Origin of the sequence: Arcobacter sp. F155 (assembly GCF_004116455.1) — a bacterium.
Lineage (GTDB): Bacteria > Campylobacterota > Campylobacteria > Campylobacterales > Arcobacteraceae > Halarcobacter.
Map to the genome: position 1 here is coordinate 227,634 of NZ_PDJU01000001.1, position 22,386 is coordinate 250,019.

Here is a 22,386-nt window from a genome sequence, read left to right on the forward strand (position 1 = left end):
AAAGATATAAACTATATTTAGTTTTGATTGTACAATAAAAAAATTAAACAAAAAGGATTTAAAATGCACTATTATGAGTTTATAAAGGCATTTCATTTAATCAGTATTATTATTTGGTTTTCAAGTAGTATTTATCTACTAAAAACTCTTTTTTTTCATAAAAATTTACTTGAGATAAAAGAGTTGCAAATAATAAAAAAGCTAAAGCAAAAAGAGATTTTTATTTATAGATATGTTTCCTCTTTGTCTTTTGTTTTTGCCGTGATTTTTGGGATTGTATTAATTATACAGAATAGTGCTTTATTGCAAAGTGGATATTGGATATATACAAAGTTCTTTTTTATCTCTTTACTTGCCATAGCCCATCATTATATTCGTGTTTTCATGGATGAGCTATTTTCTACTAAGTTAAAATATTTTGAGTATTTGATTCTTTTTATTGTGTTAGTTTTATCAATAGTGCTTTTTCTAACTATTACTAAACTTTTTTAAAAATCATTTTATAGTTTTTATAGAAGTTTATATTTTCCATTAAAAGTAGAGCAATTACACCCATAACCCAATATAAAAACCATAATGAAATCATACCTTCAAAACTTCCTTCACTAAAGTAGTCAACTACTTGAAAGATAAGGAAAAACATAACAATAGATTTAAAAGATAAGTTTGAGTTTTTATTAAAGTCTATTAACTCATAATCTTTTAATTTAATTTTGAAAAATATGAAAGCAAGTGATAATGGGATTAATCCTAAGATAAAAAGATATTCACCTTTTATTATTTCTAATGTTTTTTCTTGTCCAAATACAAAAAAGTATGTGCTAAGGATTCCTATTAAGGCTAGTGGAAATAGTATTTTTGGGTTATTCAATTTTTTGTCCTAATTTTTATTTGGAATTCTATCAAAATAGGAATTAAAGACAAAGTTTTATTAAACCTATTTTAATTAGGATTGATATTAAAAGCTAAGCTTGATAGCTTAGCTTTTTAGGTTAAAATTTATAAGTATATTTAGCAGAGATTACATGGTTTGTGTAATCACTACCTTCTCCTTGAAAGTTGTAAGAGAAGTTAATATTCGTTAAATCATTAATATTATTTTCATATCCAATACCAAGGTCATAACTAAATCTACCATTATCAATACCTTCTGTTTCAAAAGATAAACCAGAAGCACCTTGATAAGAAGAAGATACAATATTATTATCATCTTTTAAGTCATAACCAATATTTATATTTCCAAATAGATTTGAGTTTTCATTTAGTTTATAAAATCCAAGAGCTCCTACACCTAAGATAAGCTCATTTGAAGTAAATTTATCAACCTCTAAATTTAAAGCATCAGCTCCACTTTCACTATAATTTGGAGATTCAAAATGTCTATATGTAGTTGATACTAAAGGTTGTAATAGAAGTTTTTCATTTACTCTATAATCTCTTAATAGTCTTAAATCTACAGATGCTACTTTTGAAGTATAATCAGCTTTTGCATTAGTACCCATAAACTCGATACCTCTATTACTTGTTGTATCTTGCCAAGAGTATCCTACTTGATAAAGAAGATTTGTTTTATTATCAAAAATAGGTGTGTTTCCATAAACAATTAAACTATAAACATCAATATCAGAAGTTTGAGAAACATTGTTTACTTCGACATCAGCGTTAGTATAGAAGAAACCAAATCCAATTTGTTTGTTTTCAGCATATTCCCCATCAAAACCAAATCCAATACCATAAGTATCAATATCAAAACCATTTACACCATCTTTATCATCTTGAGAACCTTTAGAACCATAAGGTTTAACCCAAATGTTCTTTTCAGATAACATCTCATCCCCAGAGTTTAGACCACCAGCATTTAGGTTTACATTTTGTCTTTGAGAAACGATATTTGAAACATTGTTAGAGATTTGATTAGAAGCAGTAAAACTTGATGTTGTAGTTTGAGGAGTAGTACTATCAACAGCTTTTGCAACTGCACTATCAGATGAAAGATTATTAATTGCAGTAATGACATTTTGCATTCTAGTATAACCACTAGAACTATCTAAAACACGTGCAGCATCTTGAGCAGGTTGTTTTCCTCCTCCTAAAATAGTAGAGTTTAAAATTGAAGAAGCTGCTTCTAGATCAGTTGTTAACGTTGTTATTATAACCCCATCTGGACCTGTCACTAAAAATTCAACAGTACCTGTTTCTGGACTAAATGAAGTCGTAACAAGATAATAAGTTGTATCTGCACTTAATACTACATCATTTAGTAATGCATGTAAACCTGTTCCCCCATCATCATTACCAACAATGAAATTATCCCCAGGATTGTCTTTGTCAAATGATGAGTATAACAATAAGTAAGGATCCCCAACGGTACCTCCAATTGTAGCAAAATCATACGTACCTGCAGTTGTAACATATATAGATTGAGCAAGGTAACTATACAGTGTTGAAGTTTGAGTAGTACCACTTGCAGATGGTCTGTAGAATTGATTTGACTCATACAGTGTTGCTGAACTTGCAGTATTTACAGCAAGAGGACCTGCATGTAAATTTTGTGTTGCTATAACTGATGAAAACAGTATAGTACTGGTCAGAAGTGATAGTTTTGTTTTTGTTGTTTTCATAATTCTTCCCTTTTTTCTTTATTATAGTAAGTGAAAGTCAAATGAAAGTCGTAATTAAATAATTTTTTAAATTTTATTATCTAATTAATTTAAAAATTAAAATTTAAAAAACCTTATTATGCTAATATATCCTTTTTATTTATGAAGGACAATATTATATGAAAGAGAAGATATATTTAATTCCTGGTCTTATGACAGATGAGAGACTATGGAGTAAGTTAACACCTTATTTAGATGAAAAATATGAATTAATACATTTACCAATACCTTATAGTGAAGATTTTGATGAAATTAATAAAATATTAGATGAACAAATAGAAGATGAAAAAATCAACTTATTAGGTTTTTCTTTAGGTGGTTATATAGCTTCATATTATGCAGTTTCAAATCCAAAAAAGATTAAAAGACTATTTTTATTAAGCTCAACTCCTAGTTCAACAGAGCAAAAAGATGTTCCACGAAGAGAGAAGAAACTAGAAGAAGCTAGAGAAGGTAAGTTTACTTCTTTAGATGAGAAAAAAGCAATTGATCTTTTAGAAGTAAAAGATGATGAAGAGTTGGTTCGTATAGTATGTGATATGTTTAACGAGCTTGGAAATGAAGCTTTTACTCCTCAACTAGCCCTTACACTAAAAAGAGAAGAGTTATTTGAAAAATTAAATGAACTTGATATACCAACATATCTTTTTTATAGTTTAGAAGATAGATTGCTAAATCATACTTCAGTAAAAGCTTTAGAAGGTGTTGAACATGATTTTAAAATTAACTATAGAGTTGGAACAAGCCATAATATCTCTTTGGAAGTTCCAAGGGAGTTAAGTTTTCATATAGAAAACTGGATGAAAATTTAAAAGGAAATAATAGATGACATTTAGTGATTTTGGTTTAAAAGAACCAATAAACAAAGCCCTTGAAAATATAGGTTTAGAAGAACCAACTCAAATTCAAGAAAAAGTAATACCTTTAGTTTTAGAAAAACTTGATGTTATGGCTAAAGCACAGACAGGAAGTGGAAAAACAGCAAGTTTTGTTCTTCCTATTTTAGAAAACTTTTTAAATAATTCATATGAAGGTAAAGCTAAAGTAAGAACTTTAGTTCTTGCTCCTACAAGAGAACTAGCACTTCAAGTATCAAAGACTTTTGAAGATTTAAGTAAATATATTAAAAGAAGACCCAAGGTTGTAACTCTTATTGGTGGAGATGATATTTCTCAACAGCTTCTAGATGTACAACAAGGAAGAGATATCGTTGTTGCTACTCCTGGAAGATTACTTGATATTATTTCTAAGAAGCAGATTAATTTATCTTTTGTAGAGTATTTAGTTCTTGATGAAGCTGATAAGATGCTTGATTTTGGTTTTCAAGAAGAGTTAGATTTATTATTAGAGCAAATTCCTTCAAAAAGACAAAACTTACTTTTCTCTGCAACTTATCCTGAAAAAGTATTAGAAATCGCTTCAAAGATTACAAAAGAGGCAAAAGAAGTTTTTCTAGAAGAGAGTCAAACTGTTGAACTTATAAATCAAAGAGCAATAAAAGTAAATAGTGAAAATTGTTCAGCTCTTTTAAGGCATTTACTTAAAAAAGAGAAGTTTGAAAAAGTATTAGTTTTTATGGCTACAAATAGAGCAGCAGATAATTTAGCAGCAAAATTTAGAAAATATGGCTTTAATGCAGAGTCTTTCCATGGGCATTTAGACCAAGAAGAGAGAAACTATACTTTAGAGGATTTTAAAAACAAAGAGATAGATATACTTTTCTCTTCTGATATTGCTGCAAGAGGTTTGCATATTGATGATATTACTTGTGTTGTAAACTATGATTTACCTAGGTCTCCTGCTGATTATGTTCATAGAATAGGAAGAACAGCAAGAGCTGGTAAAAGTGGAAATGCAATATCTTTTTTAACTTTAGAAAACTATGAGCATTTTAAACTTATAGAGAAACGTTCAAATATCAATCTTGAAAAAGAAGAGATAGAAGGTTTTGAATTAAAAGGTACACCTCAAAAGAAGAAAAAGGGTGAAGCTCCTGTAAAAGGGAAAAGAAAAAGTAAAAAAGATAAATTAAGAGAAGCTAGAGCTAAGAAAGAGAACTCATAAGGTTCTCTCTTAATTTCTAGCAAGTACTTCTATTAAGTGATATCCAAACTCTGTTTTTACAGGACCCACTACTTTATTAAGTGGAGTTTTTTTAGTGAAAACTACTTCATCAAACTCTTTTACCATATCACCTTTAAAGAAACTTCCTAAAAAACCTTTTCTTTTACCTGTCGGACATTTAGAGTACTTTTTTGCGGCTTTTTCAAATATAATATCACCTTCTATTAGTTCTTCTTTTATTTTTTGTGCAAGTTTTTTATTTCTAACTAATATATGTCTAGCTGTTGCAGATGCCATATAAGTACTCCTTTGTTTTATGGAATTTTAACATAAAGAGCTTATGTCTAATCCTTTTTTATAAAGTGCAAAGATATTAATCGTTCTAAAACATCAATGACTTCTTTATCATCACTTAGTGATTCAACTATACAATGAATACAAGCCTGGTATTCATCAAAGCCTTTTTTAATAAGTTTAGCTGCATATACTAAAAGTCTTGTGGATACTGCTTCTTGTATATCTGTATCAGTTAACTCTCTTATTTCATTTGCAATATTTACAAGTTTTGTAGCTATTTTCTCATCAATACTACTCTCTTTTATAATAATTTGCTTCTCTTCTTCTTTTTTAGGATAATCAAAACTTAAAGAGATAAATCTTTGTTTTGTACTTGGTTTCATCCCTTTTAAGATATTTTGATAACCAGGATTATAAGAGACAACTAACATAAAATCAGGATGAGCTTCTATTGTTTCACCTGTTCTATCTAAAGGAAGTACTCTTCTGTAATCTGCAAGAGAGTGTAAGATAACAGTTGTATCTTTTCTTGCTTCAATTATCTCATCAAGGTAACAAATTCCTCCATATCTAACTGCTTTTGTAAGAGGTCCATCTTGCCAATATGTACCATTTTCAGATATTAGATGTCTTCCTAATAAATCAGAAGAAGTTAAATCATCGTGGCAAACAACAGTATAGACTTCTCTATTTAGTTTTTCTCCCATTGCTTCAATAAATCTTGTTTTTCCACAACCCGTTGGACCTTTTATTAGTACTGGTAAGTTCATCTTTTCAGCAGCTAAAAAAAGTTGCGTTTCATTGTTTTGTTCTAAATAGTAAATATCCTTAGACATTTTAATCCTTTGTTAAATTCATATATATTTCTGGTAAAATTTTTGGAAGTTTTTTTACATTTCTAATTACGGTAAAACCATTTTTTCCAAAAAGGTAAGTAAGGTAGCTTTTTGCTTCTAAATCAATAGTTATGCAAAATGGTACAATTCCTTTTGCTTTTACTTCATTGATGGCTTTTTTAGTATCTTCTATTCCATATCTTCCATCATATTTATCTACATCATTTGGTTTACCATCACTTATTATTAGAAGTAATCTATTTTTTGTTTTTTGAGTTTCTAATATTTTAGTTGACTGTCTTATTGCTGCACCTAGTCTTGTGTAGTATCCTGGTTTTATGTAATCAATTCTTCCTCTTATAGTATCGTTATACTTTTCTTGGAAGTTTTTGATTAAATGAAACTTTACATCTTTGTTTTTTAATGATGAAAAGGCATATATGCTAAAGTTATCTTGTAGTCTTTCTAATGCTTCAGAAAATACAATAAGTCCATCTTTTATCATATCTATTACTCTAAGTTCGGAACTAATACCAGCTTCTGTTGATAACGAAGTATCAGCAAGAATCAGGGTACTCATATCTCTTGTATTTTTTTGAAAGCTTTCAAAAAAGTTTTGTTTATCTACACTTTTATCTTTTGAACTTTTATAATCAATCCATGTGTTTAGATTTATTTCATCACCACAATCAAGATTACTTCTTTTTATCTTATCTAGTTGCATTAAATCTAGTTCATGTTGAACCTGATTTGTTATCTTGTTCAGTCTTATAGGAAGTTTTATAGCTTTTATATTTTTTGTAAATATTGGATTTATATTAACAAAATTTTCTAAATATTTCTGTTTTTTATAGTCCCATTCATCTAATGAAAAGTTTGATTTTATAGGATACTCTTCAATTGCATCATTTTCAATATCTAAATCCATTTTTATTCTTGCGTTTAGATTTGCTTTTTTTCTTCCAATTGTTATTTCATCTAAATCCTGTGCATTGAATAGGGCATTTTCATCAAAACTATCATCTTCACTTCTATCAACATTTACTCTTTCTAAAATACTCATTAGTCCTTCAGGTAAAAATACCAAAAGCCCATCAGTTTTTGATTTATCATCAATTTTCTCAACCTTTTTTTTCATAAGTAAGGTTTCTGTTTTATCTTTTTGTTCTTTATTTCTATAAGGTTCATCTTCTTCAAATTTTTCAATAGTTTTTTTCATTTTTAAAGATGGATAAATCCACATGTAAAAAGGTTGTATTTCTAAAATATTTTTAGCACTATTTTTATCTAACTCTTTTATAAATTCTAGTTCTTCATATTGTTCAAAGATTTCATTTGAACAGTTATAATAAAACTCTTGAAAACCTTCATATTTAGATAATAGATATTTTGTTGTTTTAATATTACTAGAGATGATGTTCTTTTTATTTACATCTATATTACTCATCATTGCAATAAGCCAAAAATATAGAAGTTGATTTGATTTTTCATCTTTAAAGTATGAAATAGAAGGAGGGAGGTAAAGAGCCTCTTCATCTTGCCATGGAAGATAAAACTCTTTTCCTACTCCAGAAATCTTTTCGCTTAGACTTCTTCTTTTTTTAAAAATGGAACGTTTATCAGTTATATAAAGTTCTTTTGTTTTATCACCTCCTAAAAGGTGATAAAAAATTCTTAATGCTTTTTTATTGTCTTCAAAGAAAACCGTTTGTTCTTCAAAGTTTTTTCTTGCTTTTTTAGTAATATATTTATCCCAAACTTTTCCGATATACTCTTCCATTTTTCTTCTTTAGGCTATTGATTCTTTTGGTTCTTTTATAAAGAAACTATATAGGTAAGTTAAAAGCCCAATTACAGTCATAACTCCAAATAAAACTCTTACTTTATACACAGGAATCAGATGCTCTTGTGTTGACATAAAGTTTAGAGCTTCTCCTGATTGGGGCCATCTTTGAAGAACAATTTGCCAAACTCCAGCAACTGTTAAAGCAAGAGTTAAACCTAACATTCCTATAACCATTAGCCAAAAAGATACTCTTTCAACTTTTTGTGCTTTTAAAGAATTACCTTTTAACCTACCTCTCATTATAGGCATTGAATAAGAGATTATTGTAAATGCAATCATTATATAAGCACCAAAAAATGCTAAGTGACCGTGAGCTGCTGTTAATTGAGTACCATGTGTGTAGTAGTTTACAGGAGCTAATGTATGAATAAATCCCCAAACTCCAGCACCTAAGAAGGCAATTACAGCAGTTCCTTTTGCCCATGTAAGAGCTATTTTGTTTTCATGGAAAACTCTTCTTTGTCTTTCCATTGCAAAGGCGTATAGAACCATTAAGAAAAATGGTAATGGTTCAACAGCTGAAGCAATAGAACCCAACCATAACCAATAATCAGGAGTACCAATGTAGAAGAAGTGATGTCCTGTACCTATAATCCCTGATACTAAAGTCATTGCAATAATTAGATATAGCCATTTGTCAATATGCTCTCTATCTACCCCTGTTACTTTAATTAGAACAAAAGATAAAATAGCACCAAGGATTAATTCCCAAACACCTTCAACCCATAAGTGAACAACAAACCACCAGAAGAACTTATCTTCAGCAAGATTTGCAGGAAGATAAAATGCAAATAAGAATAAACCTGCTAGACCTAAAAGACCTGTTAATAAAACTACTGTAATAACTGTTTTTCTACCTTTTAGTACTGTCATTGCAATATTAAAAACAAAAGAAATAGCAACAATTACTATTCCTATTTTTATAATTGTAGGTTGTTCTAAGAACTCTCTTCCCATGGTAGGAAATAGATGATTATATGTAATCTCTGTTAATGTTGCATATGGAACTAGTAAATATCCAAGTATTGTAATTACACCTGCAACTGCAAATACCCAAAAGGTAATTATTGCAAGTTTTGGACTCCATAATTCTCTTTCTGATTCTTCTGGTACTAAATAGTATGCAGCTCCCATAAAAGCAAAAAGAATCAATACAATTAGTAGGTTTGTATGTACCATTCTTGCAACATTAAAAGGAATTAGAGGAAATAAGAAATCTCCATTTATATACTGTAATCCTAAAACTAAACCAAAAAGCATCTCTCCTGCTAATAGAAGTAGTGCAAAAATAAAATATGGCTTTGCAACCATTTGTGAACTATATTTCATCTGTATTATCCTTCAATGTTAGGTGGCCATTCATTATCATCAATCCTTGATGTCCAAATTAGAAAATTTGCTAAATCTTCAACTTCTTTATCTGTAAGGTTAAATTGAGGCATTTTTCTTCTATTTTTTATATCTAAAGGTTGTGAAGCCATCCATGAGCTAAGGTATGTTTTAAAAGTTTTTTCATCTTTTAATCCTCTTCTATCAAATACATTTGCAAGTTCAGGAGCATAATAAGCACCTTCTCCCATAATTGTATGGCAACCAACACAGTTGTATTTTTCCCATACATGCTTCCCATCAGCTACTGATTGTGTAAGTTTATCTTCATTTGTAAGTTCAGGAAATTTCTTTACTGTATCAACTGTAAGTCCTACAAAGAGTAATATAAAAAACAAACTTCCACCAAAGTAAATATTACGAGCCATGTTTTTCGTAATTTTTTCAGTCATTCTAACTCCTTTTTAAATTCTACCTTGAGGTAGTATTTTGGAATATTATCATTGAATATTTAAATTCTACCTTAAAGTAGAATTTAAAATGTTTTTTATGGTTTAATAGAAAATTATGTAAAATGAGAAAAGTAAAGGGAATAAATGCAACTACACAACACAACAAAATATGCAATAAGAATATTATGTTATATCGCTGATAATGGAAATGAAAAACTATATAGTGCAAAAGAGTTATCAGAGATATTAGGTATTCCTTATAAATTTTTAACAAAAATAATGATTGAACTAGTAAATGCAAAGTTTGTTAACTCAATAAAAGGTAGAGAAGGGGGATATGAACTAATAGCAGATCCTTCTAAAACTAGTATTAAAGATATTTTGGAAACATTTAAGGACTTAGAAGAAGACAATACTTGTATCTTAGGGATAGGTCATTGTGATTGTAATAACAAGTGTGCATTACATGATAAATGGGTTGAGCCTAGAGCTTTAATTAGAAAAATGTATGAAAATACTACCTTAGAAGATATCAAAGATAAAGATTTTAAGTTATAATATAAAGTATTATTAATTAAACAGGAGTTTACTATGATAAGAATTTTTGTTTTAATGGTTTTTTTATTACCAGGTATTTTGTTTTCAAATACTAATAATTTTGAATATAAATTAGAAACAGTTGTTTCTAACCTTGGTAAAGTATGGGGTATGACTTATCTAAATGAAAAAGAGGTTTTATTTACTCAAACAAATGGTGAGATAGGAATATTAAACCTAGAGAAAAAAGACATCAAATATTTATTAAATACACCAACTGTTTATCATAGAGGACAGGGTGGTTTATTGGATGTTCAAAAGAGCCCAAATTTTGAGAAAGATAGAACACTTTATTTTACATATGTAAAAGAAGTGAAGAAAAAAGGTGTAACAACTTTAGCAAAAGCAAAACTTATAAATAATGAACTTCAAGACTGGAAAGATTTACTTATAACCAAATCTGCAAGTAATACTTCAAGGCACTTTGGAAGTAGAATAACCTTTGATGAAGAAGGACACTTATATTTTACTGTTGGAGATAGAGGTGTTAGACCAAATGGACAAGACTTAACAACCCATGCAGGAACAGTTATAAGACTAAACCTTGATGGTACTATTCCTAAAGATAATCCTTTTATAGAAAATCCAAATGCCTTAGATGAAATTTACTCATATGGACATAGAAATATTCAAGGAATTTTTTATGATAAGAAAACTAAAAGATTATGGGCAATAGAACATGGTCCTAGAGGTGGAGATGAGATTAATTTAATAGAAAAGGGTAAAAACTATGGTTGGCCTGTTATCTCTTTTGGAAAAGAGTATTGGGCTCCTATTTCTGTAGGAGAAGGAACTCATAAAGCAGGTATGGAACAAGCAAAAAAGTATTTTATACCTTCTATTGCACCTAGTTCTTTAATAGTTTATTCTGGAAGACTGTTTAAAAGCCTAGAAGGAAAACTTTTATCTGGAGCACTAAAACTTACTCATCTAAATATTATAACTATGAATGAAAACAATGAGTTTGTAGAAGAAAAAAGAGTTTTAAGCGAGTATCATCAAAGAATAAGAAATGTTATAGAGTCTCCTAAAGGAGAACTTCTTCTTTCAACTGACAGTGGTAAATTTTATATTTTGACTAAGTAGTTTCATATAGTGAAACTACTTGAGATTAATATATTTTACATATATATTATTAACTCTAGTTGTATTAATATTTTCTAAACTTAATCAAGGAGTAGATGATGTCAAAAAGAATTTTAGTATTAGCAGGTGATTTTGTAGAAGATTATGAATTAATGGTTCCTTTCCAAGCACTATTAATGTTAGGTCATACTGTTGATGTAGTTTGTCCAGATAAAAAAGCAGGAGAGCAGATTAAAACTGCTATTCATGATTTTGAAGGTGATCAAACATATACAGAAAAGCCAGGACATAATTTTACATTAAATGCAACATTTGATGAAATTGATGAGACAAGTTATGATGCACTTGTAGTTCCAGGTGGTAGAGCTCCTGAGTATATTAGACTTAATCAAAGAGTATTAGAGATTGTAAAAGATTTTAACAATAAAAATAAACCAATAGCTTCAATTTGCCATGGTATTCAAGTTTTAGTTGCTGCTGATGTAGTTAAAGACAAAACTTGTTCTTGTTATCCAGCTTGTGCACCTGATTTAAATATGAAAGGTGGTACGTGGATTGATATTGGTTTTGAAGCTGCACATGTAGATGGAAATCTAGTTACTGCTGCTGCTTGGCCTGCACATCCAGCTTGGCTTGCAAAATTTAATGAACTTTTATAAAACTTGTGCAAAACTATTAAATTAGTTTTGCATAAGGACTCAAATGTCAACACAGCTACAATCTTTAACAAAAGGTTTACAAGTTTATAAAGAGATAGTAAACTATGGAAAACCTATTTTAGCTTCAACTCTTTGTGATAGATTAGATATAAATAAAAGTACTATGTCTAGGATTTTACAAACCTTAAAAGATGAAAATTATATTACTTATTTAGATAACTCAAATGAGATTATTCCAAAGTCTTTAGAGAATAAAACTACTCAAAAAACAAAGATACAAATCTTAGTAGAGAAAACAAAACCTATTTTAGAAAATGTTTATGAGCTCACAAAAGAGTGCGCTTATTTTGGGGTTTTTGATGATTATAAAGTTTTATATGTAAATCAAATTGATAAATCTAATAGGAAAATAAAAACAAGAAACAGTATAGGTCTTCAAGCTCCTTTACATACAAATGCTTTAGGTAAATCAATCTTAGCCTTTGGAAACTATGATTTAGAACTTATAAAACTAAATCAATATACTCACAATACAATTACTGATATGAGCTTTTTAGAACAGGCAATTGAAGAAGTAAAAGAGAATGGCTACTCAATTGATAATAGTGAATATCAAGACAATATGTCTTGCGTAGCAGTTCCTTTATTTAACCATGAAAATATATTAATAGGTGCGGTTGGTATTTCTGGAACTAAAGAAAGGCTTTCTATAGAAAAACTTAACTCTTTAGGAAAAGATATTTCAAGGTTAGTTGAAAGTTATAAAGTTGTTTGCTAAAGAGTGTTAGTGTCCTCGTCCTAACATCTCAGTAGCTTCTGTAATGATTAAAAATCCTTCTTCTGGGTCTGTTTCTTTAAGCATTTGTCTTAAAACTTGAAGTTTGTTTACCTCTACAATTAAAAGAATCATTCTTTTATCTTGTCCTTCAAAAAGTCCATCACCTTTTATAATAGTCCCTTCAGGTCCCAGTTGTTCAGTGATTTGTTTTTTTAATTCATCTGTTTTTTTACTTACTAGATAAACAACTTTTTTGTTTAACCTTCCTGTTAAGATGGTGTCTATTATTCTCGTTGTTACATAGATACTTACAATACTGTATAAAACTCTTGCTACATCATCAAAGATAAATAAAGAAGAAAGAATAATAAGTGAATCAATTACAAGTATTACTGTTCCTGGCTTGATTTCACTTTTTGAAGCAACTATTCTAGCAATAATAGTAGAACCACCTGCACTAGAGTTTCCTTTTATAACAAGTGCAAGTCCAACTCCAATAAAGATACCACCAAAAATAGAAGCAAGAGGCATCTCTAAAACAAAAGGTTTTAACATAATAACTTTATCAAAAAAGTCAATTGCAAGGGAGATTATTAAAATAGTGATGATAGTTCTAATAGCAAACATTTTACCAAGGTATTTCCAACCTATAAGTACTAAAGGAAGGTTAACAGCAGCTATAAGTGTACCTATTGTAAGTGGTGTTATATAGTGTAAAAGTAGGGCAAGACCTGCTGTTCCACCTGTAATTATCTTATTTGGAGAGAAGAAGCCTACTATTCCAATAGCTAGAATAATAGATGCAATAAAAATATATGCATAGTTTTTTAACTCTTGATTAAAATTGAATTCTTTCATTAATATCCTAATTTTTTAATGGAAGAATAGCAACTTTTTAGTAACAAAAAGTTTATTAGTGCAATTAATATATAATTTTTTAGTAACTATCTAGGTCTAAATTTAAGTAAATCCTCTAAATAGTTTTCATAATTATATTGATAAGTAGTTAGGTTTATTTTTATAATTAACTCTTCATGTGTATTAAAAATAACATCAATAGTATATGAAGGTTTTAAAAAAGGTGTTGTATTATACTTTGATTTTAAAGATAATACAGTTTCTCTAAGTGTCTTAAAATCTACATCTTCTATAGTATTTATATACTCAACAAGCTCTTGCTTTGTTTTTTCTATATATTTTTCCACATCATAATTATTATTTACTTTATATTTAAACTCAACATAGTCTAAATCAGGGATTGCTTTATGAATAATCTCTTTTTCATTTAATACTTTATTCTCTAGTGATAAAAGCTGTCCTGTCATTTCATTTTTATAAATTGTTTTAAATAGATTTACCTTTGATATTTTACAAACCTCATTTGGTTTTTCTTTAAAGTAAAACTCCATTCCTTCATAAATAGTTGTTAAAATAGAAGACTTATAGGCTAAACCTAAAAAGATATTATTTAGCTGTTCTTTTATTGAAAATAGAAGTATTAATATTAGTGCTGATAAAACAGGAATTACAACTGCAAGATTATTATTTGAAATAATTAAAAATGAAATAAACAAAAATATTGCAATATAGAGCTTTGAAAGGTTTTGTCTTTTTATATTTAGGTTTGCTTCAAGATTTATTCTTTTTAATTCTATTTGTGTTTTATTGATTTTACTTTTATGATATCGATTTAAAGCAATGATATTAATAATATAAACTATTAACATTGTAATTGTTAATAATATAAGCCTACTATAGTCGAAGTTATTTAATAAACTAAGTAGATTTTCTAAATCAGTAAATAGATTTTTAAGCATGTTCATTTATATATTTCCATTAAATTATTTTAAAAGCGTATTATACATTAGTTTTTTAAATAAATGAAAAATATTAAGAAAAATTAGAAGATAAAATAAAAAGTAGACCTGAGTCTACTTTTTTAATGGCTTTGTAGATTTTTAGGTGTACATTTTTTTGAGATAATACAAAGTGGACAAAAATCAACAAGTCCTGCTACTAAAGGAATAATTCCTAAGTAAAACCATGCAATACCTGTAAAATATCCAACTGCAATTAGTACTATACCAATTAGAATTCTAAACTTTCTACAAAAATTTCTAAACTTATCAAACTTGTTCATTATAAGTTCCTTTTATCTTTTTTTATAATTCTAACTTATTAAACTTAAATAAATTTTACTTATAATAATTAAAATAGTCAAGATTGATGATTTTTTAATGCTACGTTTTCTAGATATAATATTTTAATTAATTTAAAAGAGGATTTTTATGAATAAGGAACAAGTAAAAAAAGAGTTTGCGCAAGTTATTAGAAATGCAAAAATAGCAGCTGCGATTTTTTTTATACTATTAACTCCAAGTATAGTAATGATTATAAAAGGTGTTGACCAAGTATTTGGACAAGGTCAAGATTTTTGGTTCCGTGCAGGGATTGCTGGTTTTGTAATATATATGGGCTTTACAATATTCTTATGGAAATGTCCAAAGTGTAAAAAGTTTCCAGGTAGAGGATGGTTTAGAAAAGAGTGCCAAAGTTGTGGGGCTGAACTTTCATAAAGGCGTTAAGCCTTTATGTCTTTAGTTTTTAATTCCTTTATTTATACCCTTGATATTTATTTCTTCAAGGTTTATATCTGATTGATAAACTAGTACTTCAACTCCATTTGAAGTTACTTCTTCAAAATTCTCATTATATTTTTTATCTATTTCATGGGCTATTCTAAAAGGTAAGTTGTCTGTTCTTTGAATAACATAAAGCATTACAGCTCTATGACCTTCTTTTACCATATCTCTTAATTCTTCTAAATGTTTTTGACCTCTAGTTGTTTTTGCATCAGGAAAAGCAAGCGTCTCACCTAGATTTAGACTTACACTTTTGATTTCAACAAAGCATTTTTTATCGCTATCATTATTCCAAAGCAAAATATCGATTCTACTATTTTGATTTCCATACTTTTGTTCAGGTTTTAAATTATCATAACCTTGCAGTTCTTTTATTGTTCCATTCTCAATAGCTTCAATGGCAATTTTATTTGCAACACCTGTATTTGTACAAATAAGGTTTTCACCCATTTTTGTTAGTTCTAAGGTATATTTTAGTTTTCTTTTTGGATTATCATGAAAAGTAACCCAAACATCACAGTTGTCTTCAATACATGAAGTCATAGCTCCACTATTTGGCACGTGGGCTGTTATCTCTTCTCCGTTATCAAGAGTAATGTCAGCCAAAAATCTTTTGTATCTTTTTATAAGTTTTCCATGTATTAATTCTTCAAATTTCATAAAAGGCCTTTTTGTTTTTTGTATTTTATATAACTTGGCTTATTTTTTTATAAAATCTACAATATAGAAAAAGTAGCTATAATTTCCCATGGAAAAAATAAAAAAAGTTTTTGTAGATGGAAGTGTTAATCCAAAGAGTAAAGTGGGTATTGGTGCATTTTATCTTTGTGATGAGATAGAAAATTTTGATGAAAATAAAATCAAGATAAAAAAGTTTGAGGATACATCTTCAACAAAATTAGAACTAGAGTGTTTACTTTGGGCTTTGAAAACTATTGATAGTAAAGATAAACTTCTTATTTATACTGATTGTCAAAATATCTTTTCTCTTTTAAATAGAGAAAAAAAATTAAAAAAGAATAACTATTTTACTTCAACAAATAAAAAAATCAAAAATCATCTATTATATGAAGAGTTTTTTTATCTAAATGAAAAATATGATTTAGAGTTTATAAAAGTAAAAGGACATAAAAAAAGCTCACTAAAAGATGAAATTGATTTAGTTTTTTCAAAAGTAGATAAAAAAGCAAGAAAAGAGCTTAGAAATATAACTTTAGATACAATTTCAAAATGAAAGAATTAATAACAGAACAAGGCTACCAAAAGTTTGTAAGTGAATTTAATAAGCTTTTAAAAGTAGAAAAACCTCATTGGGTAAAAGAGAAAGAAATAGCAGCTCAATTTGGTGATAGAAGTGAAAATGCTGAGTATATTTCTGCAAAAGAGATGATTAGGAATATTGATAAAAGACTTAGGTTTTTAGATAGAATTATTAAAAATAGTGATGTAATTGATATAAATAAAATTCCCCATGAAAAAGTAAACTTTGGCTCTTGTGTAAAGCTTCTAAATTTAGAAACAGAAGAAGAAAAAACTTTTTGTATAGTTGGAACATATGAAACTAATCCAAATAAAAATCTAATTTCAAATAAATCTCCCCTTGGTAGAGCACTTTTAGCAAAAGAGTTAAATGAAGAGTTTGAGTTTACAATAAATAATGAAACATATGAATATGAAGTAATAGAGATAAAAAAATATGAATATAAATGATTTAGAAAATACTCTAAAAGAGAATTTAAAAAATAAAACAAAAGAGTTTAAAAGAGTTTTTCATGGTAGGGGAAACTTCTATGAAAAATTTTCTTTTTTAACAATTGATAGCATAGATAATATACTATTTACTGTCTTTTTTGAAGAGATAGAAAAAGAAGTAGAAGAAGAGCTTTTAAAACTTTTAGAGTCAATTTATGAAGAGTATGATTTTGAGTGTTTAATCCTCCAAAGAAGATATTTAAATGGTGGAGAAAATGAAGTATTAAAAGGTGTTTTACCAAAGCAGACACAAGCTATTGAACATGGTTTAAAATATCAACTAAACTTTTTAAATAAAAATATTGGGTACTTTGCAGATATGAAAAAAGGACGAGAGTTTATCTCTTCAGTTTGTAAAGGTAAAAATGTCTTAAATCTATTTTCATATACCTGTGCTTTTTCTGTAGCTTCTATAAATGCAGGAGCAAAGCAAGTAGTAAATGTAGATATGGCTAAAAATGCTTTAAATACTGGACGTGAAAATCATTCAATAAATGCTTTGGACTTAAAAAAGGTAAAATTTTTACCTTTTAATATTTTAAAATCATGGAGTAAAATAAGGAAATTTGCACCCTATGATATTATAATTATAGACCCACCTTCTTTTCAAAAAGGAAGTTTTGCAGCAACAAAAGATTATAGAAAAATAATAAGAAAACTTGATGAATTAGCATCTAAAGAATGTGTTGTTTTATCATGTTTAAATGCTCCAGAACTAGACTCAAACTTTATAAAAGAGTTGTTTAAAGAAGAAGCTTCAAGTTTTAGATTTATAAGAAAAATTGATAATTTGAGTACATTTCCTACAGATAATGAAGAAAGAAGTTTAAAAAATTTGGTTTTTGAAAAAGCTTAATATTTTTTTAGATAAAATCTGCCTACTTTAAGAACAGGGAAATCGCATGGTTGAAAAAAATCGTTGGTTAATGGCTTTAGCGGCAGTGGGTGTTCATATTTGTATTGGGTCTGTATATGCTTGGAGTGTATATGTAAACCCAATTCAAACACAAATGAACTGGACTTTGACAGATGTAACAATAGCATTTAGTATTGCTATTTTCTTCTTAGGATTAAGTGCAGCACTTATGGGAAAATTTGTTGAGAAAAATGGACCTAGAGTTTCTGCAATTATTTCTGCATCTTTATTTGCTTTAGGAACAGCTGGGTCTGGTTTAGCAATCTTGATGGAATCAAAAGCTTTATTATACTTCTTTTATGGAGTATTAGGTGGATGTGGTTTAGGTATAGGGTATATTGCTCCTGTTTCAACTTTAGTAAAATGGTTCCCTGATAAAAGAGGAATGGCAACTGGACTTGCAATTATGGGATTTGGTTTCGCTTCAGCAGTTTGGGGACCAACTATTGAAATCTTAATTGAGAAAGTTGGAATTGCTTCAACATTCTTTATTTTAGGTGCTACATACTTTGTTGTTATGTTTTCTTCAGCATTATATTTAGAAAAACCAGAAGAAGACTATTTACCTAAGAAGTTTAAAAAGAAACTAAAAGAGGGTAAAAAGAAATTAAAAAAAGACTTACAAACTTTAGGTTTAAATGAAGCAGTTAAAACACCTAGATTTTATGGTCTTTGGGTAATGTTATTTATCAATGTTACTTGTGGTATTGCAATTATTGGTGTTGCTTCACCACTTTTACAAGAAGTTATAGGAATCTCAGCAATAGCAGCTGCGGCAGCAGTTGGTTTAATGGGAATTTTTAATGGTGCAGGAAGAATATTCTGGGCTTCATTAAGTGATTATTTAACAAGACCAGTTGTTTATATTATTTTCTTTTTAACACAAGCTATTGCCTTTTATGTATTACCATCAATTACTGAGATTATGATTTTCCAAGTTGTTTTATACTTTATCATGACTTGTTATGGTGGTGGTTTTGCTTCTATTCCAGCTTATATTGGTGATATTTTTGGAACAAAAGAGCTTGGAGCTATTCATGGGTATATTTTAACTGCATGGGCAGCAGCAGGTTTAGTTGGACCACTTATTATCTCTATTGTAAAAGATATGACTGGAAGTTATTCTCAAACACTATATGTATTTGCAGGATTCTTTGTAATTGCCTTATTTGTATCAATTGCAATGTTAATAAATATCAAATCAATTCAAAAAAAACAAAAACACTAATCTAAATAAATTAAAAATAGACTCTATGATATAATGAAATATTATATTTATGGAGTCTTTTTTTATGCCTTATGAAATAATAATATTCGCTTTTCTTGCAGGTTCTACTGTTTTTATTGGTGGAATTCTTTCTTACTTCTTTGAAAAAACTGTTTTAAATAGAAAAATAAAAATTGAAATAGTTCATTTTGCCACAGCTTTTGCAACAGGAATTATGCTTGCTGCCGTTGCTTTTGTATTAGTTCCTAAAGGAATGCATAGTTTAAGTATAGGTTTTAGTATTTTAATCTTTTTACTTGGAGCTATTGTTTTTTATTTTTTAGATGATTATATTCATAAAAATAAAACTTCAATTCCTCAGTTTCTTTCTATGCTTTTAGATTTTATTCCTGAATCAATTGCCTTAGGAGCAGTGTTTATTTATGATTATAATACGGGTATCTTATTAGCTATATTTATTGCTTGTCAAAATCTACCTGAAGCTTTTACTTCTTACATAGAGTTAAGGTCTTCTGCTTTTTCAAAGCCTAAAGCTTTAACTATGTTATTTGTACTAAGTTTTACTGGTGTAGTATTCTCCTTAGTTGGTTTTTATCTTTTAAAGGACAATACAGAACTTACTTCTTCTTTGATGTTATTTGCAGCAGGTGGAATCTTATATTTAATCTTTGAAGATATAGCTCCATCAATGAAGTTAAAAAATAGTAGATTTATAGCTTTTGGAGTTAATTTAGGCTTTTTAGTGGGTATGTTAGGTGAAGCACTTTTATAGTGCTTCAAATTGTTTTATCTAAGTGAAATGAACTCTTCAGAAGGTTTTCCAATATGATAACCTTGGCAGTAATCTATATCTAGTTCATCTAAAGTTTCAACTATCTCTTGACTTTCTACAAACTCTGCAATTGTTTGTACATTTAACTCTTTTGCTAGGGTAACAATAGAGTTAACAAAGGCTTTATCTTTTTCATCTTTATTAATATTGATAATAAAATCACCATCAATTTTTAAATAATCAATAGGGAATTTTTTAATATAGTGGAATGATGAGAACCCAGAACCAAAATCATCAATAGCAAACTTGAAACCTTCTAGTTTTAGGTTATGTACAAATTTTTCAAGTAATGAGAAGTTTTTAACTGTTTCTCTCTCTGTAATTTCAAATACGATTTTTTCTTTGTCAATACTATATTTGTTTACTAAACTATTAATTTGATTTATAAAGTCATTTACTATTAAAGATTTAGGTGAAAGATTGATAAATAAAACACCTTCATAATTAGTTGTTTGTATTTTTTCAAAGGCTTTTTCTATAACCATTAAATCCATTTTATTGATTAACCCTCTAGCTTCAGCAATCTCAATAAATTCAAAGGCAGAGAATACTTTTTCATCATGTTTAATTCTCATAAGAAGTTCATGAATAACAAGGTTGTTATCATTACTTAGTCCTGGTTTAATAGGTTGGAAATATGGATAGATTTCATTGTTTTCAATAGCAGAAATAAGTAGTGCTGATTTCTCTTGGTTTATTTTTAAAATCTCAGATACATTTTGTTTTGTAGGAAGTTTGATTGAGTTTTTACCTTCATCTTTTGCTTCATACATCATATGGTCAGCAATAATAAACATCTCTTTTTGAGACGTTGTGTGCTCTGGATATACTGAAATACCAATAGAAATTGTAATTCCTACATATGTATCATCTGGAGCAAGAAGTTTTTCATTTTCAATTCTTTGAGAAATTCTTTGGGCAACTGTGTGTGCACCGTTTGCATCACACTCTGGTAGGATAATAGTAAATTCATCTCCACCATATCTTGCAACAATATCTTCATCTCTTTTTTCTTCTTCTAAGATATCAGCAATTGTTTGAAGGAATTTATCTCCAAATGCATGTCCAAAGTTATCATTTATAGGTTTAAAGTTATCACAATCAATAATCATTAAAGCAAAAGAGTAGTCATGTTTTTTTGCTCTTTTGATTTCATAAATCATCATATCATTAAATACTCTTTGGTTGAAAAGGTCTGTTAATGGGTCTCTTGCTGCATAGTATTCTAAGTCTTGTGTATATTTATTAATAGCTTTAACTGAACCAACTAAGTTAGCCATAGTTGTTAAAATAGAGTCAACAACAATATATCTAATTGGGTCTGTTGATAAAACTGATTGTAAACCAATACCTACAATTCCCCCAATTTTTGGAGTATCTAAGAATAATGATTTAGATCTATATTCAATATCTTCTCTTCTTAGGTTGTCAAGTTTTTTATCTCTATTTGCAATAATGTGTTTGATTTTAAAGTCAGTCATTCCTTCAAAGTATTCTGAAGTTTTGATTACATTATTTATATAATCCTCAAAAACAACTTTTACTTCTTCTCTAGGAACTCCTAGCCAGAAGATATCTACTTCAAACTGGTCATCATCTACTCTGAACATAGTCATTAAAGTATATGTTTCCATAATCTTATTAATTTCTAAAAGAAGGTCACAAATATACTCTCTCCAGTCTTTTACAACATCTGAAGTAATAATAAACTTATCAAGAAGTTTAATTTCAAACTCTAATAACTCTTTGTCTACAGCTACATTTTTAAGTTTCTCCGCCATAGTATCTACATTTTGAATGATTTCATTAAACTCTTTAAAATATAGGTCAATATTTTTTGAGTCAAACTGTTTGAAATCATCTACTGAGTTGATTCTTTCTACTTTTTCTTTAAATAAATCAAGGTTTTTAGTGATTTTTTTACTTGTATATCTAGAAGAAATAAAAGCAGAGATAAAAAATATAGGAGTAATAATTAAGAAGAAGATAATAAATTGAAATTTAGATTCATCAAAAATTGTATTTAAATCTTGTTTTACTTCAACTGCTCCTAAAACATCTCCTACTTTAGCATTAGCATGACACATAAGACACTCATTTGAAGCTTGAAGAGGAATGATATTTCTAGTAACATTATCTTCAAAAGATTTATACTCTTTGATATCTCCTTTTAAAACATCAACTAAAGTAGTATCTTTTTGTTTCTCTTTGATATCTCCAAAAAGTTCTTTTACTATATCTGCTCTATAAATATTGATTTCATAGTTTGTTCCCTCAAAGTTCTTTTCTAAAGAGTCAGTAAACATTTTTAAATCTTCTCTACTCCAACCCTTTCTCATAATTTGATACATAGATGAAAAAATTTGATTTGAGATTGTAGTTGAGTGTTCGATTGACTCTTTTTTGGTTAAT

The 22,386-nt window shown here is 28.4% G+C and carries 25 protein-coding genes; 13 read left to right on the forward strand and 12 right to left on the reverse strand.

The genetic code is table 11. From position 1 onward, the window contains the following. Positions 1 to 63 precede the first annotated feature (63 nt). Positions 64 to 492: a CopD family protein gene (locus CRV03_RS14350; protein WP_129083299.1), complete on the forward strand. Its 429-nt coding sequence runs from the start codon at positions 64 to 66 to the stop codon at positions 490 to 492. On the opposite strand, the gene CRV03_RS01130 is transcribed toward CRV03_RS14350, so the two are convergent. Both CRV03_RS01130 and CRV03_RS01135 read right to left on the reverse strand, forming a co-directional pair. After that, positions 479 to 871: a hypothetical protein gene (locus CRV03_RS01130; RefSeq protein ID WP_129083300.1), complete on the reverse strand. Its 393-nt coding sequence runs from the start codon at positions 869 to 871 to the stop codon at positions 479 to 481. The two genes, CRV03_RS14350 and CRV03_RS01130, sit on opposite strands and share 14 nt — an antisense overlap. A 121-nt stretch (positions 872 to 992) precedes the next feature. Next, on the reverse strand, positions 993 to 2,621 hold the full coding sequence (locus CRV03_RS01135; protein ID WP_129083301.1) for an autotransporter outer membrane beta-barrel domain-containing protein: 1,629 nt from the start codon (positions 2,619 to 2,621) through the stop codon (positions 993 to 995). A gap of 158 nt (positions 2,622 to 2,779) precedes the next feature. On the opposite strand from CRV03_RS01135, the gene CRV03_RS01140 reads away from it, so the two are divergent. Together CRV03_RS01140 and CRV03_RS01145 are read left to right on the forward strand one after the other, a co-directional pair. Next, positions 2,780 to 3,472 carry an alpha/beta fold hydrolase gene (locus CRV03_RS01140; protein ID WP_129083302.1) on the forward strand — a complete coding sequence of 231 codons (693 nt, stop codon included), beginning with the start codon at positions 2,780 to 2,782 and terminating at the stop codon, positions 3,470 to 3,472. Positions 3,473 to 3,485: 13 nt separating this feature from the next. Continuing rightward, positions 3,486 to 4,724: a DEAD/DEAH box helicase gene (locus CRV03_RS01145; RefSeq protein WP_129083303.1), complete on the forward strand. Its 1,239-nt coding sequence runs from the start codon at positions 3,486 to 3,488 to the stop codon at positions 4,722 to 4,724. A 9-nt stretch (positions 4,725 to 4,733) separates the two neighbouring features. On the opposite strand, the gene CRV03_RS01150 is transcribed toward CRV03_RS01145, so the two are convergent. Genes CRV03_RS01150 through CRV03_RS01170 form a run of 5 tightly spaced genes read right to left on the reverse strand, consistent with a single transcriptional unit; the run spans position 4,734 to position 9,484 of the window. Continuing rightward, a complete protein-coding gene (locus CRV03_RS01150; RefSeq protein WP_129083304.1) occupies positions 4,734 to 5,021 on the reverse strand; it encodes a peptidylprolyl isomerase in 288 nt (95 codons plus the stop codon). A gap of 47 nt (positions 5,022 to 5,068) precedes the next feature. Further along, entirely contained in the window at positions 5,069 to 5,857 is a 789-nt protein-coding gene (locus CRV03_RS01155) for a CbbQ/NirQ/NorQ/GpvN family protein (RefSeq protein WP_129083305.1), read from the reverse strand. A gap of 1 nt (position 5,858) precedes the next feature. Beyond that, on the reverse strand, positions 5,859 to 7,637 hold the full coding sequence (locus tag CRV03_RS01160) for a nitric oxide reductase activation protein NorD (protein ID WP_129083306.1): 1,779 nt from the start codon (positions 7,635 to 7,637) through the stop codon (positions 5,859 to 5,861). A 9-nt stretch (positions 7,638 to 7,646) separates the two neighbouring features. Continuing rightward, positions 7,647 to 9,032, reverse strand: a complete 1,386-nt coding sequence (locus CRV03_RS01165) for a cbb3-type cytochrome c oxidase subunit I (protein WP_129083307.1) — start codon at positions 9,030 to 9,032, stop codon at positions 7,647 to 7,649. Between the two features lie 5 nt (positions 9,033 to 9,037). Further along, a complete protein-coding gene (locus CRV03_RS01170; protein ID WP_129083308.1) occupies positions 9,038 to 9,484 on the reverse strand; it encodes a cytochrome c in 447 nt (148 codons plus the stop codon). Positions 9,485 to 9,628: 144 nt separating this feature from the next. Between CRV03_RS01170 and CRV03_RS01175 the strand changes: the two genes are divergently transcribed. From CRV03_RS01175 to CRV03_RS01190, 4 genes are all read left to right on the forward strand, one after another. Then, positions 9,629 to 10,042, forward strand: a complete 414-nt coding sequence (locus CRV03_RS01175) for an Rrf2 family transcriptional regulator (protein WP_129083309.1) — start codon at positions 9,629 to 9,631, stop codon at positions 10,040 to 10,042. Positions 10,043 to 10,075: 33 nt separating this feature from the next. Next, positions 10,076 to 11,167, forward strand: a complete 1,092-nt coding sequence (locus CRV03_RS01180) for a PQQ-dependent sugar dehydrogenase (protein WP_129083310.1) — start codon at positions 10,076 to 10,078, stop codon at positions 11,165 to 11,167. Positions 11,168 to 11,265: 98 nt separating this feature from the next. Beyond that, positions 11,266 to 11,826, forward strand: coding sequence for a DJ-1/PfpI family protein (locus CRV03_RS01185; RefSeq protein WP_258238967.1), 561 nt, complete (start codon positions 11,266 to 11,268; stop codon positions 11,824 to 11,826). A 43-nt stretch (positions 11,827 to 11,869) separates the two neighbouring features. Continuing rightward, positions 11,870 to 12,604, forward strand: a complete 735-nt coding sequence (locus tag CRV03_RS01190; protein WP_129083312.1) for an IclR family transcriptional regulator — start codon at positions 11,870 to 11,872, stop codon at positions 12,602 to 12,604. A 6-nt stretch (positions 12,605 to 12,610) separates the two neighbouring features. On the opposite strand, the gene CRV03_RS01195 is transcribed toward CRV03_RS01190, so the two are convergent. From CRV03_RS01195 to CRV03_RS01205, 3 genes are all read right to left on the reverse strand, one after another. After that, positions 12,611 to 13,462 carry a YitT family protein gene (locus CRV03_RS01195; protein WP_129083313.1) on the reverse strand — a complete coding sequence of 284 codons (852 nt, stop codon included), beginning with the start codon at positions 13,460 to 13,462 and terminating at the stop codon, positions 12,611 to 12,613. An 86-nt stretch (positions 13,463 to 13,548) separates the two neighbouring features. Continuing rightward, positions 13,549 to 14,427, reverse strand: coding sequence for a hypothetical protein (locus CRV03_RS01200; RefSeq protein ID WP_129083314.1), 879 nt, complete (start codon positions 14,425 to 14,427; stop codon positions 13,549 to 13,551). Between the two features lie 116 nt (positions 14,428 to 14,543). Next, complete coding sequence (locus tag CRV03_RS01205) at positions 14,544 to 14,744, reverse strand: DUF2892 domain-containing protein (RefSeq protein WP_129083315.1); 201 nt, start codon at positions 14,742 to 14,744, stop codon at positions 14,544 to 14,546. Positions 14,745 to 14,892: 148 nt separating this feature from the next. Between CRV03_RS01205 and CRV03_RS01210 the strand changes: the two genes are divergently transcribed. After that, positions 14,893 to 15,180: a hypothetical protein gene (locus CRV03_RS01210; RefSeq protein WP_129083316.1), complete on the forward strand. Its 288-nt coding sequence runs from the start codon at positions 14,893 to 14,895 to the stop codon at positions 15,178 to 15,180. A gap of 21 nt (positions 15,181 to 15,201) precedes the next feature. Here the strand turns inward: CRV03_RS01210 and sfsA are convergent, their stop codons facing one another. Beyond that, a complete protein-coding gene (sfsA, locus tag CRV03_RS01215; RefSeq protein ID WP_129083317.1) occupies positions 15,202 to 15,906 on the reverse strand; it encodes a DNA/RNA nuclease SfsA in 705 nt (234 codons plus the stop codon). A gap of 88 nt (positions 15,907 to 15,994) precedes the next feature. On the opposite strand from sfsA, the gene CRV03_RS01220 reads away from it, so the two are divergent. The 5 genes from CRV03_RS01220 (at position 15,995) to CRV03_RS01240 (ending at position 19,914) form a co-directional block, all read left to right on the forward strand. Beyond that, on the forward strand, positions 15,995 to 16,480 hold the full coding sequence (locus tag CRV03_RS01220) for an RNase H family protein (RefSeq protein WP_129083318.1): 486 nt from the start codon (positions 15,995 to 15,997) through the stop codon (positions 16,478 to 16,480). Then, positions 16,477 to 16,956: a transcription elongation factor GreA gene (greA, locus tag CRV03_RS01225; RefSeq protein ID WP_129083319.1), complete on the forward strand. Its 480-nt coding sequence runs from the start codon at positions 16,477 to 16,479 to the stop codon at positions 16,954 to 16,956. The genes CRV03_RS01220 and greA overlap by 4 nt, the downstream gene beginning before the upstream one ends. After that, entirely contained in the window at positions 16,943 to 17,854 is a 912-nt protein-coding gene (locus tag CRV03_RS01230; protein ID WP_129083320.1) for a class I SAM-dependent methyltransferase, read from the forward strand. The genes greA and CRV03_RS01230 overlap by 14 nt, the downstream gene beginning before the upstream one ends. Positions 17,855 to 17,900: 46 nt before the next feature. Further along, entirely contained in the window at positions 17,901 to 19,142 is a 1,242-nt protein-coding gene (locus CRV03_RS01235; protein WP_129083321.1) for an OFA family MFS transporter, read from the forward strand. Positions 19,143 to 19,206: 64 nt separating this feature from the next. After that, the gene (locus CRV03_RS01240; RefSeq protein ID WP_129083322.1) at positions 19,207 to 19,914 is read left to right on the forward strand and encodes a ZIP family metal transporter; all 708 of its coding nucleotides are present in this window, start codon (positions 19,207 to 19,209) and stop codon (positions 19,912 to 19,914) included. A 14-nt stretch (positions 19,915 to 19,928) separates the two neighbouring features. Here the strand turns inward: CRV03_RS01240 and CRV03_RS01245 are convergent, their stop codons facing one another. Continuing rightward, the gene (locus CRV03_RS01245; protein ID WP_258238968.1) at positions 19,929 to 22,313 is read right to left on the reverse strand and encodes a bifunctional diguanylate cyclase/phosphodiesterase; all 2,385 of its coding nucleotides are present in this window, start codon (positions 22,311 to 22,313) and stop codon (positions 19,929 to 19,931) included. Positions 22,314 to 22,386: the final 73 nt, after the last annotated feature.